13 protein-coding genes are annotated in these 14,390 nt (G+C 70.0%); 4 read left to right on the top strand and 9 right to left on the bottom strand.

Annotation, left to right across the window (positions count from 1 at the left end):
- Window positions 1–83 precede the first annotated feature (83 nt).
- Window positions 84–1,142 carry a Glu/Leu/Phe/Val dehydrogenase dimerization domain-containing protein gene (locus NQK81_RS14500; protein WP_257488605.1) on the top strand — a complete coding sequence of 353 codons (1,059 nt, stop codon included), beginning with the start codon at window positions 84–86 and terminating at the stop codon, window positions 1,140–1,142.
- On the opposite strand, the gene NQK81_RS14495 is transcribed toward NQK81_RS14500, so the two are convergent.
- The 7 genes from NQK81_RS14495 to NQK81_RS14465 form a co-directional block, all read right to left on the bottom strand.
- Window positions 1,084–2,334 (bottom strand): ABC transporter substrate-binding protein, encoded by a 1,251-nt coding sequence (locus NQK81_RS14495; protein ID WP_126735431.1) that lies wholly within the window; start codon window positions 2,332–2,334, stop codon window positions 1,084–1,086. The two genes, NQK81_RS14500 and NQK81_RS14495, sit on opposite strands and share 59 nt — an antisense overlap.
- Window positions 2,331–3,482: a branched-chain amino acid ABC transporter permease gene (locus NQK81_RS14490; RefSeq protein ID WP_257488604.1), complete on the bottom strand. Its 1,152-nt coding sequence runs from the start codon at window positions 3,480–3,482 to the stop codon at window positions 2,331–2,333. The genes NQK81_RS14495 and NQK81_RS14490 overlap by 4 nt, the downstream gene beginning before the upstream one ends.
- Window positions 3,475–4,353, bottom strand: coding sequence for a branched-chain amino acid ABC transporter permease (locus tag NQK81_RS14485; RefSeq protein ID WP_126735435.1), 879 nt, complete (start codon window positions 4,351–4,353; stop codon window positions 3,475–3,477). Before NQK81_RS14485 ends, NQK81_RS14490 begins: the two co-directional genes overlap by 8 nt.
- The gene (locus tag NQK81_RS14480) at window positions 4,350–5,126 is read right to left on the bottom strand and encodes an ABC transporter ATP-binding protein (RefSeq protein ID WP_257488603.1); all 777 of its coding nucleotides are present in this window, start codon (window positions 5,124–5,126) and stop codon (window positions 4,350–4,352) included. Before NQK81_RS14480 ends, NQK81_RS14485 begins: the two co-directional genes overlap by 4 nt.
- Window positions 5,123–5,932 carry an ABC transporter ATP-binding protein gene (locus NQK81_RS14475; RefSeq protein ID WP_126735439.1) on the bottom strand — a complete coding sequence of 270 codons (810 nt, stop codon included), beginning with the start codon at window positions 5,930–5,932 and terminating at the stop codon, window positions 5,123–5,125. Before NQK81_RS14475 ends, NQK81_RS14480 begins: the two co-directional genes overlap by 4 nt.
- 262 nt (window positions 5,933–6,194) lie before the next feature.
- Window positions 6,195–6,836, bottom strand: coding sequence for a response regulator (locus NQK81_RS14470; RefSeq protein WP_126735441.1), 642 nt, complete (start codon window positions 6,834–6,836; stop codon window positions 6,195–6,197).
- Window positions 6,806–7,981, bottom strand: coding sequence for a GAF domain-containing sensor histidine kinase (locus tag NQK81_RS14465; protein WP_126735443.1), 1,176 nt, complete (start codon window positions 7,979–7,981; stop codon window positions 6,806–6,808). The genes NQK81_RS14470 and NQK81_RS14465 overlap by 31 nt, the downstream gene beginning before the upstream one ends.
- Before the next feature lie 95 nt (window positions 7,982–8,076).
- Between NQK81_RS14465 and NQK81_RS14460 the strand changes: the two genes are divergently transcribed.
- Window positions 8,077–10,842: an FAD-binding and (Fe-S)-binding domain-containing protein gene (locus NQK81_RS14460; protein ID WP_257489758.1), complete on the top strand. Its 2,766-nt coding sequence runs from the start codon at window positions 8,077–8,079 to the stop codon at window positions 10,840–10,842.
- A gap of 211 nt (window positions 10,843–11,053) precedes the next feature.
- Here NQK81_RS14460 and NQK81_RS14455 read toward each other — a convergent pair whose 3' ends face one another.
- On the bottom strand, window positions 11,054–11,599 hold the full coding sequence (locus NQK81_RS14455; RefSeq protein WP_257488602.1) for an SRPBCC family protein: 546 nt from the start codon (window positions 11,597–11,599) through the stop codon (window positions 11,054–11,056).
- Between the two features lie 51 nt (window positions 11,600–11,650).
- On the opposite strand from NQK81_RS14455, the gene NQK81_RS14450 reads away from it, so the two are divergent.
- The gene (locus NQK81_RS14450; RefSeq protein WP_257488601.1) at window positions 11,651–12,205 is read left to right on the top strand and encodes a TetR/AcrR family transcriptional regulator; all 555 of its coding nucleotides are present in this window, start codon (window positions 11,651–11,653) and stop codon (window positions 12,203–12,205) included.
- A gap of 78 nt (window positions 12,206–12,283) precedes the next feature.
- Window positions 12,284–13,486, top strand: a complete 1,203-nt coding sequence (locus NQK81_RS14445; protein ID WP_257488600.1) for a cytochrome P450 — start codon at window positions 12,284–12,286, stop codon at window positions 13,484–13,486.
- Here the strand turns inward: NQK81_RS14445 and NQK81_RS14440 are convergent.
- Window positions 13,467–14,369 (bottom strand): aminoglycoside phosphotransferase family protein, encoded by a 903-nt coding sequence (locus tag NQK81_RS14440; RefSeq protein WP_257488599.1) that lies wholly within the window; start codon window positions 14,367–14,369, stop codon window positions 13,467–13,469. The two genes, NQK81_RS14445 and NQK81_RS14440, sit on opposite strands and share 20 nt — an antisense overlap.
- Window positions 14,370–14,390: the final 21 nt, after the last annotated feature.

Here is a 14,390-nt window from a genome sequence, read left to right as displayed (position 1 = left end):
ATCATTCGGTAGAGCATCCACAGTCCTGTGCATCAGCCTAACTTCAGCGCGATTGGTCGACTGAATGCGTGGGAGGAAGCGAGATGTCCGTACAGGAGTTGGTCGTCCGGAGGGGACGCCGGTCCGGAGTGACCACGATGGTGGCCGTGCATTCGAGCACGCTCGGCCCGGCCGTCGGCGGCTGCCGGTTCAAGGTCTATCCGCGTGTCCACGACGCGATCGACGACGTGCTGCGGCTGTCCGCGGCGATGACGCGCAAATGCGCGGTCGCGGGTCTGGACTTCGGCGGCGGCAAGAGCGTCGTCGCCCTCGACGCCGTGCCGACCGCCGAGCAACGGCGCGAGATCCTGCTCGACCACGCCGACCTCATCGAGTCACTCGGCGGCGCGTATCTCGCCGGCCCGGACGTCGGAACCGGCCCGGAAGACATGCTCGTGCTGCGCGAGCGGACCCCTCACGTCTTCTGCCTGCCCGAGGAGCACGGCGGCACCGGTTCGTCGAGCGGGCCGACCGCCGTCGGGGTGCTCGCCGCCCTGGCCGCGGGCGCGCGGGCCGTCTTCGGTGACGACGACATGCACGGTCGCAAGGTGGTCATCAGCGGATACGGCTCGGTCGGCGCCCACCTGGCCACCTGGCTCGCCGGGCAGGGCGCCGAGGTCGTCGTGTCCGATGTGGACGAACGACGCCTCGCCGCGGCCCGCGAACAAGGCCTGACCCTGGTCCAGCCGGAGGAAGTGCTCGGCATCGAGGCCGACGTCCTGATCCCGGCGGCCGTCGGCGGTGTGTTCGGCCCGGGAACCGAGGTCAACGCGCCGCTCGTCGTCGGCCCGGCGAACAACCAGCTCACCGACGACACCGTGGCGGCGAACCTCGCCGCCCAGGGAGTCCTGTGGATCCCGGATTTCGTCGCGAGCGCTGGGGGAGTGGTCTACACGCTCGGCCGGGAGGCCCGAAGCCTCACCCACGAACAGGCGATCGCCCGCGTCGAAACCCTGGAGGACACCACGCGAAGGATCCTCGACGCCGCTTCGGCCGACGGCACCACACCGTTGGCCGAAGCGGACGCGCTCGCCGAAGCGAGACTCACTTCTGGTGCGGAGCCACGTACTCCTTCGCCTCGGGAGCCTCGAACAGCGGCTTGACGTAGCGCACCCCGCCCTCGGCCGACGCGTCCGGTGTCGCCGCGTACACCTGGCGTGTCGCCGGGGTGCCCGCCTTCGAGAAGTCCAGCGCCGCCACCAGGTCACCCGTGCTCGCCGACGTCGTCTGCTTCAGCGCCGCGGCGATGCCCTCCCGGGTGAGGTCCTTGTTCTCGCAGGCCTTCTTGAGCACCGTGCCCCAGACCTCGCCGACCGCGTAGCCGTAGGGGATCCCGCCGTTCGGGGTCTCCTTGTACGCCGCCTTGTACTTCGTCGCGACGTCCTTGGCCTTGGGGATGTCGGCGGAGAACGGCACGCTGCTGGCGACGATCGTCAGCTTGTCCAGCGCGTTCGCCGCCGGGCTCTTCAGCAGTACGGGGTCGAAGGTCGGGTTGTTGCCCAGCACGGGGACGTTGAGCCCGAGCGCCTTGTTCGCCGCCAGTGCGGAACCGGTCTGCGCGGGCGTGGTGGTCAGGACGATGGCCTTGACGCCGTCGCCCTTGAGCCCGGTGACGATGTTGGTGAGGTCGTTGTCCGTGGAGGTCACCTTGACCTCCTTGACCGTCAGATTGTGCTTCTTCGCGTAGAACTGCGAGCCGCGCAGGCCGTTCTTGCCGTACTCGCCGTCGATGTAGACGTGCCCGATCGTGTCGCCGTCCTTCACCAGCCCCTGTTCCTGGAAGTAGGAAAGCCCGTCGATGATCTCCAGGTCGTACGTGGTCCCGACGATCATCACGTACTGGTTGTCGAGCAGTTCCGAAGACCACGACGCGGGCGCGGCGACGGTCTTGTCCGACGCGATGTTCTGCTTCAGCGCGGCCACCACGGGCGAGCCGAGCAGCTGCACGAAGCCGAGGACCTTCGGCTCGATCTGCGGATACAGCGTCTTCGCCGTGTCCGCCTTGTAGCCGTGGTCGACGGTCTCCAGTTTCACCTGACGGCCGCAGGCCCCGCCCGCGGCGTTGAAGTCCTTGGCCCACAACTCGTTCCCCTGGGTGATGCCGAGCCCGAGGTTCTTGAACACCCCGGTCTTGTCGGTCATCACGCCGAGGGTGATCTCCGACGCCGTCACTCCTTTGTCGGTCTTGACGCCCGAACCGTCCGCCCCCGAGGACCCCGAGTCGCCCGCCTTCGTGCTGCACGCCGAGAGGGCGAGGACCGCCGCCAGCGCGACGGCCGGATATGTGCGCTTCATTTGTCTTGCTCCTCCGGGAGTTTCTTGGCGGGTGTGATCCGTCGGCCGATCGCGGCGAGCCCGCCCGGTTCGAAGAGCACCACGAGGATGATCGCGGCGCCGTAGACGAACGAGCTGACCAGGATCGGGGTCAGAGCGCCGTCTCCGGTTCCGGAGAACCAGCCGAGATCGGCGGAGTACAGCGAAAGCACCTGCGGCAGCCCGTTGACGATCAGCGCGCCCACCAGCGCGCCGGGCACCGAGCCGAGTCCCCCGATGATCACCATGGCCAGGAAGGCGATGGAGATGTTGATGCCGTACGTGCCGAATTCGCTCTCGTCGGGTTTGAGGATGTCGAACCACAGCACGGTCATCGCGCCCGCGAGCCCCGCGTACGCCGACGAGACGGCGAACGCGCCGGCCTTGGCGCGGGTGACGCTGACGCCCATCACGGACGCGGCGGCCTCGTTGTCCCGCACGGCGCGCCACGACCGGCCGACCCGGCTGCGCACCGCCGCCTTGGCGACCACGAACGCGAGGACGGTCAGCAGCAGGAACAGGTACCAGAGCCGTTCCGCCTGCCGGATCGGCACGCCCATCAGCTCGATCTCGGGACCGTCGTTGGTGAACGGGAAACCGAACAGCGAGAACGGTTCCGGGCTGCGCCCGGTCGACGTCCCACCGGTCAGCGTCTCGGCCGACTGTCCGAAGTAGAGCCCGAGGAAGACCAGTGAAAGCGACGCGACACCGAGGTAGATCCCGCGCAGCCGTCCGGAAACCGGCGCGAACGCCAGCCCCAGTAGCGCGGCGATGACCACCGCGCCGACCAGCGAAAGACCGGGATCGAGGCCGAGGCCGAACACGCGCTCGTCGTCGACCGGTCCGGAAAGGACGGTGTACCCGGTCGCGCCCGCCAGCAGGAAGAACGCGTGCGCCAGGGACAACTGCCCGGCTTGCCCGACCAGCATGGTCAGCCCGATCGCGCCGACCCCGCCGATCATCATGTACTGCCCGGCCTTCAGCCAGGCGGCGTCGAGGTAGAGCGGGATCGCGAGCAGGACGACGAGCAGCGCGATCCAGGCCAGCGCCTTGATCAGCCGTCCGCGATCGCGTTTCGGAGGCGGCGCCGTCGGGGCGGCGGGTGGGGCTTTCACGGCGGTGTCAGACACGTGTGCTCTCCCTTGTCCCGAACAACCCCGACGGCCGCACCACCAGGACCACGAGCATCACCAGGAAGACCGCGCTCTTGGAGAAGTCGAACGACACGTACTGCGCGGACAGTGCCTCGACCAGCCCGACGACCAGGCCGCCCACCACCGCGCCCGCCGTCGAGTCCAGCCCGCCGAGGATGGCCGCGGGGAACGCCGCGAGCGCGATGGAGTGCGTGCCGCGGGACAGTCCCGCGCCGGAGAAGTCCTGCGTGGCGATGAAGAGGACCGCGACCCCGGCGAGCACGCCGGCGACCACCCATGCCGTCGCCGTCACCCGGGAACTGCGGATCCCCATCAGCGCGGCGGCTTCGCGGTTCTCGGCCTGGGCCCGCATCGCGACGCCCCAGTTCGAGTACTTGAACGCCAAGGTGAACGCGGTGATCAGCACGGCGGCGACGACCAGCGCCACCAGATGCGTGCGGAACAGCGTGATCCCGCCGAGCTGGAACGGCTGCGCGTCCCAGGCGTCGCCGAGGAACGGCAGCGTGACACCGAGGCGCCGCACGATCTCCTCGGTGATGATCACGTCGACGCCGATCGTCAGCAACGCCAGGCTGTTCGCGTCCGCGTGCCGCGAACGGGACAGCAGGAACCGTTCCAGCAGGAGGGCGAGCAGACCGGCCGAGACGATGCCGACCAGTGAGGCACCCGCCCAGCCGAGCGATTCGCGCGTCACGACGACCAGGTAGCCACCGAAGAGGACAAGCGAGCCGTGCGCGAAGTTGACCACCTCGGTGGCCTTGAAGATGATCACGAAACCCAGCGCCAGCAACGCGAACACCGCGCCCTTGCCGAGTCCGTTGACCACGAGTTGCAGGAAAGTGTTCACGCCGTGGCCTCCGTGCCGAGATATGCCTTGATCACGTCCGGATCCGACTGGACCTCGGCCGGTGTGCCGTCGGCGATCCGCCTGCCGAAGTCCAGGACGGTGACCCGGTCCGCGATGCCCATCACCAGTCCCATGTCGTGTTCCACCAGCAGGATCGAGATGCCGAGCTCGTCGCGGACGTCGCGGATGGTCCCGGCGAGTTCGGCGGTCTCGGTGGCGTTCATGCCCGCCGCGGGTTCGTCGAGCAGCAGCAGGACCGGTTCGACGGCGAGCGCGCGGGCGAGGTCGACGCGTTTCACGGCGCCGTAGGGCAGCGCGCCGACCGGGAGATCCACCAGCGCGCCGATACCGAGGAAGTCGCAGATCTCCCTGGCCCGCGCGGAATGCCGTCGTTCGGCGCGGACCGTCCACGGCAGCCGGAGCCCGCAGGCGAGGAAGCCGCCCTTGGTGAGCGCGTGCCGTCCGAGCATGACGTTGTCGAGCACGGTCGAGCCGGGGGAGAGGGCGGCGTTCTGGAACGACCGGCCGACGCCGAGGCCCGCCAGCCGGTGCGGCGGGAGTCCGGAAAGGACGGCGTCGCCGAGCCGGACGCGGCCGGTGTTCGCCCGGTACAGCCCGCTGATCACGTTGAAGCAGCTGGACTTCCCGGCGCCGTTCGGCCCGATGAGCGCGTGCAGCGAACCGGAGCCGACGGTGAAGGAGACGTCGTCGAGCGCCCTGATCCCGCCGAAGCGCAGGGTCACGTTCTCGACGTGCAGTTCGGGAGGCGTCATCCGGCCCACCTCGACAGGCTCCGGCCCGCGAGCTGCTTGCGGGCGTCGGCGGCTTCGGCCTCGGCGGTGGCCTGCGATTCGGCGTGGCCGCCGAGGTAGAGCCGCTGGACCTCCTCGCTCGCCGCGAGTTCGGCCGTCGTCCCGGCGAGCGCTACCCGGCCCACCTCCAGGACGATCGCGTGATCGGCGACGCGCAGCGCCATCACGGCGTTCTGCTCGACCAGCACCACGGCGGTGCCCTGGTCGTGGATCTCGCGGATGATGTCGCCGATCTGCTCGACGATCTTCGGCGCGAGACCGAGCGAGGGTTCGTCGAGCAGCAGGAGCCGCGGGCCGGACATCAGCGCGCGGCCGATCGCGAGCATCTGCTGCTCGCCGCCGGAGAGCAGGCCCGCGCGCTGTTTGGCCCGCTCGGACAGAACAGGGAAGAGCTCGTCGACGCGTTTGCGCGCGGCGGCGCGCTGCTCGGGGGAGCGGGCGCCGATCCCGCCCGCGCGCAGGTTCTCCTCGACCGTCATCCGCGCGAAGACCTGGCGGCCTTCGGGGACGCCGACCACGCCCAGACCGACGATGCGGGCGGGGTCCAGTTTGGTCAGTGGTTTGCCGTCGTAGCGCACCTCGCCGGCGGAAACCGAGCCGCGGTGCATACGCAGCGTGCCCGACACGGTGCGGAGCAGGGTCGACTTGCCGGCACCGTTGCTGCCGAGGACGGCCAGTACTCCATCGGGTGAAACGTCGAGGTCGACCCCGTGCAGTGCGGCCACCGATCGGCCGTACCGCACTTGAAGATCACGGACACTCAGCAAGCCGCCTCCTCCATCCGTGTGACCCGAGTCACGATCGGTGGCGGTCATCCTGCGTTGGCACCCTCCGCCGCGTTACCCCCACCTGGAGACCCACACGGCTACAAAACGGACACAGCGTTCGCTGGTCGCGCGCTGACGGAAACGCCCCGCAGGGCGGTAGGCCCGAGAGGACTCGCGTGATCTCGGAGGGCGCCCTGCAAAACGTTTCCGTGGGCCTCCGGCCCAAAAGAGGGCGCCCTTGGGGAGACCGTTGTCGCGGGGGTCAGAGGAGGCCGGCTTCGGAAGCCTTGCCGATGGCCTCGACGCGGTTCCGGGCGCCGAGTTTGTGCAAAGCGGACTGCAGGTACGTCTTCACCGTGTTCCGTGCCAGGCCGGTCGACTCCGCGATCTCCGGATTCGTCTGCCCCTGGGCCGCGAGTCGTAAAACCTCGTACTCGCGCCGCGTCAGACCGCTGCGGGCCAGCGCGTCGGACCGCTGGCCGTCGTCGGGGAAGATCCGCGGATCGACGACGCGCTCACCCTTGAGCACCTGCCGCAGCGCCGCCACGAGATCCGTCCCGGCGACGTCCTTGAGCAGGCAGCCGTGCGCCCCGGAGTCCAGCGCGGCCCGGACACCCTGATGGTCGCCGTGCGCGGTGAACACCACGATCCGCCCGGCCGGGTGGACACGCCGGAGTTCGGCGATGACCTCGGGCGCGAGCATGTCCGGCAGCCGCAGGTCCAGCAGGATCAGCGCCGGCTTCAGCTCGCCCGCCCGCCGGATCGCGGCCCGGCCGGTCTCGGCAGAGCCGACCACGGTCATCGCCGGGTCGTAGCGCAGCAGCAGGCTCACCCCGTCGCGGACCACCGGATGGTCGTCCACGACGAGCACCGTCACCGGCGACGGCACGGTTCCGGCACCCATGCGCGCAGCGTGCACCCATCGTCATCGTCGCGGACCAGGCTGACCCGGCCGCCGAGCCGCGCGGCGCGTTCGGCCAGCGCGCGCAGCCCCATCCCGGTTCCCGGCTCGGGCTCCTCGTCTCCGGAGCGATGCCCGGTCCCGTCGTCGGCGACGACCACCTGCACGCCGTCGTCGCTGGGCAGCAGACTGACCACGACGGACAGCGCTTCGGCGTGTTTCTCCACGTTGAGCAGGCCTTCCCGGACGGCCGCCACCAGCAGGCCGGTGCGTTCGGCGTCCAGCCGGGGCACCGGGGCGAGCTGGACGAAGCGCGCCGGGACGCCGCAGCGCGCCTGGAACGAGCGGCAGTGCTCGGCCAGCTCCACCGGCAGCGCGCGTTCCGGGCTCGACTCCGACAACGCCAGCAGCGACTCGCGCAGTGCCCTCGACGCGGCCGAGACGTCGCCTTCCAGCCGTCGCAGCCGTGATTCGAGCGCCGGGTTGTCGCTGATGTCCTCGTGCAGGTTCCGGACCTGGACGCCGATGGAGAACAGCAGCGCGCCGACCGAATCGTGCAGCGCGCTCTGCATGCGGAGCCGCTCGGAGGACAGCGCGGTCTCCCGGTCGGCTTCGGCGACCGACGCCAGCTTCAGCGCCCGGCCGGCCTCGGTGGCGATGTCTTCGAGGGACTGGACCGCGTCGTCGCCGAAGTCGCGGCGCTCCCGCATGGCGGCGTACGCGATGGCGACGGTCTCGGTCCCGCTGACGATCGGGACGGCGATCATCGCGGCGAGGCCCTCGCCGCGAACCTGCGCGTCGAACTGATGGGTGATGCTCGGCGAGCTGACGTAGTCGTTGACCTTCACCGGCCTGCCCAGCGCCAGCACGCGGCCGCCGATGCCCTGGCCGATGGGTACCGCGAGGTCCTGCAGCGCGTCCGTGCGGGTCCCCGACATCCAGCGGATCACCGCCTGTTCCGGCCCGGTCAGCTCGGCGACGAAGCCGGAATGCGTGCCGATGGACTCGCGGATCAGGCGCGCGGTGCCGTTGAGCGCGGCGACCCGGTCGAGGGTGGCCAGCAGCTCCTCGCGCTCGCGAAGAAGCCCGCCGAGCACCGCGCTGTGCTCGGCGGCGAGGTCTTCAGCGGCGTGCCGTCTCGCCGTCACGCGCTCACGATCGCATATCCGACGTGGTTTCCGACACACCCGTCCGGAGAGGTTCACCGATGCGTTCTCGTCCGCGGTTGTCTTGAATGGACCCCGTGGAGATCCTGGCCGACGCCGCGACACTGGCGCTGTACACGACCGACGCCTCCAACTACCGGCATGTGCCGAAGGGTGTGGTGCTGCCGCGGGACGTCGGCGAGGTGATCGCGGCCGTCGCCGCCTGCCGTGAGGCGGGGCTGCCGGTGATCGCCCGTGGCGGCGGCACCAGCGTCGCGGGCAACGCGTGCGGGCCGGGCGTCGTGATCGACACGTCACGCCACTTCGGCGGGGTCCTCGGCCTCGATCCGGAGGCGCGCACGGCGAGGGTCGCCCCCGGAACCGTCCTCGACGACCTCCAGCGGCTCGCCGCACCGCACGGCCTCCGGTTCGGCCCCGATCCGTCGACGCATTCGCGCTGCACGATCGGCGGGATGATCGGCAACAACGCCTGCGGCTCGCATTCGGTGGCCTGGGGCCGCACGGTCGACGTCGTCCGGGAGCTGGACGTGCTGCTCTACGACGGCACCCGGCTCACCGTCGGGCCGACCTCGCCGTCCGAAGTGGACGCGCGAGCGGCCAAGCCTGGCACCGAAGGCCGGGTCTTCTCGGAGCTGCGCGCGCTCGTCCACGACAACCTGGCGCTGCTGCGGACGGAGCTGTCGTCGTTCAGCAGGCGGGTGTCCGGCTACGGGCTGGAGCACCTGTTGCCGGAGAACGGTTTCGACGTCGCCAAGGCGCTGGTCGGCAGCGAGGGCACCTGCGTCACCGTGCTGGAGGCGACGGTCTCCCTCGCCGAGGTGCCGCGACGCAAGGTGCTCGCGGTGCTCGGTTTCGAGTCCGACATCGCCGCGGCCGACGCGGTCCCGGAGATCCTGCCGTGGTCGCCGCTGACCGTCGAGGGCGTCGACGCGGACCTCGTCGCGCTGCTGGAGCCGGGCCGCGCCGACGGGCTTCCGCCGGGCGGCGCGTGGCTGTTCGTCGAGATGGCCGATCCGGACATGGCGCGCGGGCTGATCGACGGGCTCCGTGGCGCGCTGACCGGCTCCGCGCTGCTGGACGACGCGGTCGCGCAGAAGCGGCTGTGGCGGATCCGGGAGGAGGGCGCCGGTCTCGCGACCCGGCTCGCCGGGGGCGAAGAGGCCTGGCCGGGCTGGGAGGACGCGGCCGTCCCGCCCGAGCGTCTGGGCGCCTACTTGCGGGAGTTCAAGCAGCTCATGCGTGAGCACGGGCGCAAGAGCGTCGTCTACGGCCACTACGGAGAGGGCTGCCTGCACCTGCGGCTGGACTTCGATCTGCTGTCGCCGCAGGGGATCGCCGGGTTCCGGTCGTTCCTCGAAGAGGCGGCGGACCTGGTCGCCGCGCACGGTGGCTCGCTGTCCGGGGAACACGGCGACGGGCAGGCCCGCTCGGAACTGCTGACCCGGATGTACAGCCCAGAAATCCTCGCGCTTTTCGCGCGGTTCAAGGGGATCTTCGATCCGGCGGGCATGATGAACCCGGGCATCCTCGTGAACCCCAGGCCGGTCGACGCCGATCTCCGCGTCCGGCGCGCACCGCTGGAACTCGAAGACGTCACCGCGCTCGCGTACCCGGAGGGCAGGGGGAGCTTCGGGCAGGCGATGCGGCGTTGCGTCGGCGTCGGGAAATGCCGCAACACCACCGGAGCCGGCGTGATGTGCCCGAGCTACCGCGCCACGCGCGAGGAAAAGCACTCCACGCGGGGCCGCGCGCATCTGCTCGCCGAAATGGTGAACGGCGAACTGATCACCGACGGCTGGCGCTCGGAGGAGGTCGCCGAGGCGCTGGATCTCTGCCTGTCGTGCAAGGGGTGCCTGTCCGATTGCCCGGTCGACGTCGACATGGCGACGTACAAGGCGGAATTCCTGCATCAGCACCACAAGGGGCGGCTGCGCCCGGCGTCGCACTACTCGATGGGCTGGCTGCCGTTGTGGCTGCGCGCGGCATCGGTCGCGCCCCGGCTGGCGAACACGATGTCGCACCGGTTTTCCGGGCTGCTGAAGAAGTTCGGCGGGATCGCACCGGAACGGGAGCTGCCGACGTTCGCCACGACGCCGTTCACCCGCCGCCGTACGGACCTCAAGCGCTGGGCGACCGGTTCGCGGCGCGTGGTGCTGTGGCCCGACTCCTTCAACAACTACCTCACGCCGGACGTCCTCGACGCCGCGGCCGAGGTGCTCACCGCCGCCGGTTACGACGTCGTCCTGCCCGATCGCGGCGTCTGCTGCGGGCTGACGTGGGTGTCCACCGGACAACTGGACGTGGCGAAGAACGTGTTGCGCCGCACGCTTTCCGTTCTCGAACCGTATCTGCGTGCGGGGTATCGGGTGGCCGGTCTGGAGCCGAGTTGCACGGCGCTGTTCCGCGGCGATCTCCCCGCGCTCCTGCCTGGCGACCCGGTCGCGGAACTACTCGCCGAACGGACCAGGACCTTCGCCGAACTCGTCGAGGACTCGCCGCTCGAATTCCGGTCGCTGGACGTCGAAACACTCAGCCAGGTGCACTGTCACCAGCACGCCGTGCTGGGCTTCGACGCCGACGAGGCCGCGATGCGCGCCGCGGGTGTCCACAATTCCACAATGGACTCGGGCTGCTGTGGACTGGCGGGGAACTTCGGTTTCGAACGCGGGCACTACGACGTTTCCGTCGCCTGCGCCGAAGACCGCATGCTGCCCGCGATCCGTGCGGCGGCCGAGGGTACCGAGGTGGTCGCGGACGGCTTCAGCTGCCGGACGCAGATCGAGCAACTCGACGGACGGCGGGCGCTGCACCTGGCGGAACTGCTGCGGCGCGCGCTGCCCTGAGCGCGCGTCCCGTTCGCCGAGTGTTGCGAAAGCCACTTTCGCAACCTTCAACGGTGCGAAAGTGGCTTTCGCAACGTCGGCGGAGGCACGGAGTCGGCGACCGGCGCAGGGACCGGCGAGCATGTCGCGAAAGCCACTTTCGCGACGTCTGGTGTCCCGAAAGTGGCTTTCGCGACACCACCTTCGGCACCCCGGCCGACCTCCGTGCCGCTCACGAGACGTGACCGAGGCGCGCGTCCCGTTCGGCGTACTTCTTCAACGTCAGCAGCTGTTTCCGCATCATCACCAGATCGCCCCAGCCGAGAAGGAACTCCTTGACGCGCCCCCGGAATCCCTGAGAGGTCACGACGATGCGGCACAGCATCCGGCACGACCGCTCGTCGATCGGTTCGACGGAGTACGTGACGGCCACCGGGCCGAACAGGTTCTCGGATTTGGCGAAGGTCCGCCCGGTGAGGCTGTGCCCGCGGTCGACCTCGGTCAGCTCGAACACGATCAGCGTGTCGCCGGGTGCGAGTTCGTCGGCGCCGGGGGTGAGGCTGTCCGGGCTGCGGCGCCCCAGGTTGTCGAGCAGGTCGTAGCTGTAGGGCGCGACCGAGATCTGGCAGAGCCACCGGTAGGCGAGCGCGGCGGGCGCGTGCACGGTGACCGCGCGGTCGAAGCGGGCGACAGGGCCGTCCAGCAGGGTGTCCGCCGGTTGCGCGCGGCGGCGTTCTTCCGGGGTCGCGCCCCAGTTCGCGGGTGATCCGAAGGGCATGGCCGCCTCCGTACGGTGCCGTATGGTTTTCCATACGGTAGCGTACGGTGGGTGAAACGGAAGCTCGCGCCAGAAGATTGGGCCGACGCGGCGCTCGAGGCGTTGTGCGAGGGCGGGGTCGCCGCGATCGCCGTCGAGCCCATCGCGGCGAAACTCGGGACGACGAAAGGCAGCTTCTACTGGCATTTCGCGAATCGGGGCGCGCTGGTCGAAGCCGCCGTGCGCCGATGGGCCGAGCAGGACACCGAGGCGTTGATCACGCTGCTGGACGGGATCTCGGATCCGGAGCGGAGGCTGCGCGAACTCTTCACCCTCGTCTTCGGATCCACGGACGACGAGCGGGCCGAGCTGGCGCTGCTCGCCCACGCCGGCGACCCGGTGATCGGCCCGCTGCTGGCCGAGGTCACCGCGCGGCGCGTCGACTTCATCGTCCGGTGCTTCCGGGAAATGGGCCTCCCGGACACCGAAGCCCGGCATCGCGGCCTGCTGACGTACACCGCCTTCATCGGTTTGATCCAGGCACAACGGGCCAGCGGCGGCACGCTCCTGCACGCGACGGAACGGCCGGGCTACTTGGCGTTCCTGCGCGGGATTATCACCCGGTGATAAGGATCTTCGGCTCTTCGGGCGGGTGACCGGCCGGATCCTTCCGGCCGCGACGGCCGCCGCTCATCATCATGCTCCATGACAGCCACGTATCCCGCGGCGAAGGACGACCCCGCGACCCCGATGGGCGCGATCTACGCCGACTATCCGCCGATGTCCCGGGTCGTCTTCCCCAGCGGCTGCGAAGGCTGGCTGGTGACCCGGTACGAAGACGTCCGCCTGATCTTCTCGGACACGCGGTTCTCCCGGAACCTGCTCGCGCCGGGCGCGCCGTGCCTCATCGAACCCGGCGACTTCTCCACCGGCGAGCACAGCATCCTCAACATGGACCCACCGGATCACACGCGGCTGCGGAAGCTGACCGCGCAGGCCTTCACCGTCCGCCGGATCGCCGGGCTGCGGCCGCGGATCCAGGAGATCGCGGACACGCTGCTGCGGGCGATGATCGAGCACGGTCCCCCGGTGGATCTGGTGGAGATGTTCGCCTTCCCGCTGCCCACCGCGGTCATGTGCGAGATCCTCGGCGTCCCTTACGAAGGCAGGGAACGGTTTCGCCAGTGGTCGCGCGTGATCGTCACGCCGATGGCGTACACCCCGGCGGAAGTGGCGCAGGCCCGGCGTGACGGTGCGGACGACATGGCGGCACTCGTCGCCGTCAAGCGGGTGACGCCGGGGGAGGACCTGCTGAGCGTCCTCGTGCACGCTCGCGACGAGGACGGTGATCGGCTCACCGAGGCCGAGTTGATCGATCTGGCCACCCAGCTCCTGCTCGCCGGGCACGAGACCACGGTCAGCCTCATCGCGACCGGGATCGTGCTGCTGGCTGGGCATCCGGACCAGCTGGCGGCGCTGCGTTCGGATCCGAACCTGACGGAGGGGGCCGTCGAGGAGATCATGCGGTTCGACGGGCCCGCCGACGCGTCGCTGCTCCGGCTGGCGCTGGAGGACGTCGAGCTGAGTGCCGGCGTGGTCCGGCGCGGCGAGGCGGTGCTGGCCCACACCGGCGCGGCGAACCGGGACGAAGCCGCCTTCCCCGGTGCGTCGCGGTTCGACATCCGCCGCCGGAACGCGCCGCAGCTCGGCTTCGGGCACGGCCTTCACTTCTGCCTCGGCGCGGCACTCGCCCGGCTCGAAGGGGAGATCGCGTTCCGCACCCTGCTCGACGGATTGCCGGGGCTGGATCTCGCCGTTCCCGCTTCGGCCATCGTCTGGCGTCCGCCGCTTTCGATCCGCGGCCCGGAAGCCGTGCCGGTGACGTGGGCTACCACCAAGCCCGGCTGAGGCTCTCCAGCGTCGGTTCCTCCGGCGCGGGAAGAACCCTGAGATACCAGGTGAAGTTGCTGTAGACGTGCAGCAGCGCGTATGCCAGGCAACGCCGGGAGAACGCTTCGTCCGGCTCGGCGCCGTATCCGGCCAGCAACCGGCGCAGGAAATCCTTGTCCCCGCCCGAAACGAACAGCCCGACCGCGACGAAGTCGTACTCGGCCGCACCCCGCATCGCCGGTTCGAAATCGAAGAGCCCGGTCAGCCTCGGGCGACCGCCATCGTGGACGACCATGAGATGGTCGCGCATGAATTCGGTGTGCAGCGGGACGACCGGCGGGCTGCCCAGGTCGACCGAGTCGAGGAAAGCCGGAATCTGGCCGATCCAGGACTCGTCGAGCCCGGTCCGGCGATGGTGCTCGACGACCTTGGCGCGCTGCCCGGCGACGAACGCGGCCCAGTCCGGCGGTTCGAGGACGTCGAGCCGCGGGTCGCGCAGCGAATGCAGGGCGGCCAGCGCCTCGCCGAGTTCGGGGGCGAGCCGATGTTTGTCCTCTGTGGACAGTTTTGGCCAGGCGTCCTTCAGTGTTTCGCCGCGCAGGCGCTCCATGAGCACATAGCCCCAGCCGTCCCGTTCGCCGACCTCGTGCACGGCGGGGGTCGGGATCGGCAGTTTGCCGTGCAGGACCTCGAGCATCGTCCGCTCGGTCGGGAGTTCGTCGAGATGCACCGGCGGGAACAGCTTGAGCACCAGATCTTCGCCGATGGCGTAGACCGGCAGCGAGCCTTCGGTGAACGGGACGGCCTCGCCGTAGCCCAGCGACGTCACCGCCGGAAGGAGGTCTTGCCTGGTCAGCGCGTCGAACTCGGCTTCGGTGCCGGCGGGCGGAAACGTGATCACCGCACGACCGTAGAGCAGCGC

Origin of the sequence: Amycolatopsis roodepoortensis (assembly GCF_024628825.1) — a bacterium.
Classification (GTDB): domain Bacteria; phylum Actinomycetota; class Actinomycetes; order Mycobacteriales; family Pseudonocardiaceae; genus Amycolatopsis; species Amycolatopsis roodepoortensis.
Note: the sequence above shows the minus strand (reverse complement) of the source record. Positions and strands in the feature narration are given on the sequence as shown.

Coding starts and splice junctions, on each gene's coding strand:
- NQK81_RS14500 (WP_257488605.1), top strand. CDS start 84: ATGTCCGTACAGGAGTTGGTCGTCCGGAGGGGACGCCGGTCCGGAGTG.
- NQK81_RS14495 (WP_126735431.1), bottom strand. CDS start 2,334: ATGAAGCGCACATATCCGGCCGTCGCGCTGGCGGCGGTCCTCGCCCTC.
- NQK81_RS14480 (WP_257488603.1), bottom strand. CDS start 5,126: ATGACGCCTCCCGAACTGCACGTCGAGAACGTGACCCTGCGCTTCGGC.
- NQK81_RS14470 (WP_126735441.1), bottom strand. CDS start 6,836: ATGGGTGCCGGAACCGTGCCGTCGCCGGTGACGGTGCTCGTCGTGGAC.
- NQK81_RS14455 (WP_257488602.1), bottom strand. CDS start 11,599: ATGCCCTTCGGATCACCCGCGAACTGGGGCGCGACCCCGGAAGAACGC.
- NQK81_RS14445 (WP_257488600.1), top strand. CDS start 12,284: ATGACAGCCACGTATCCCGCGGCGAAGGACGACCCCGCGACCCCGATG.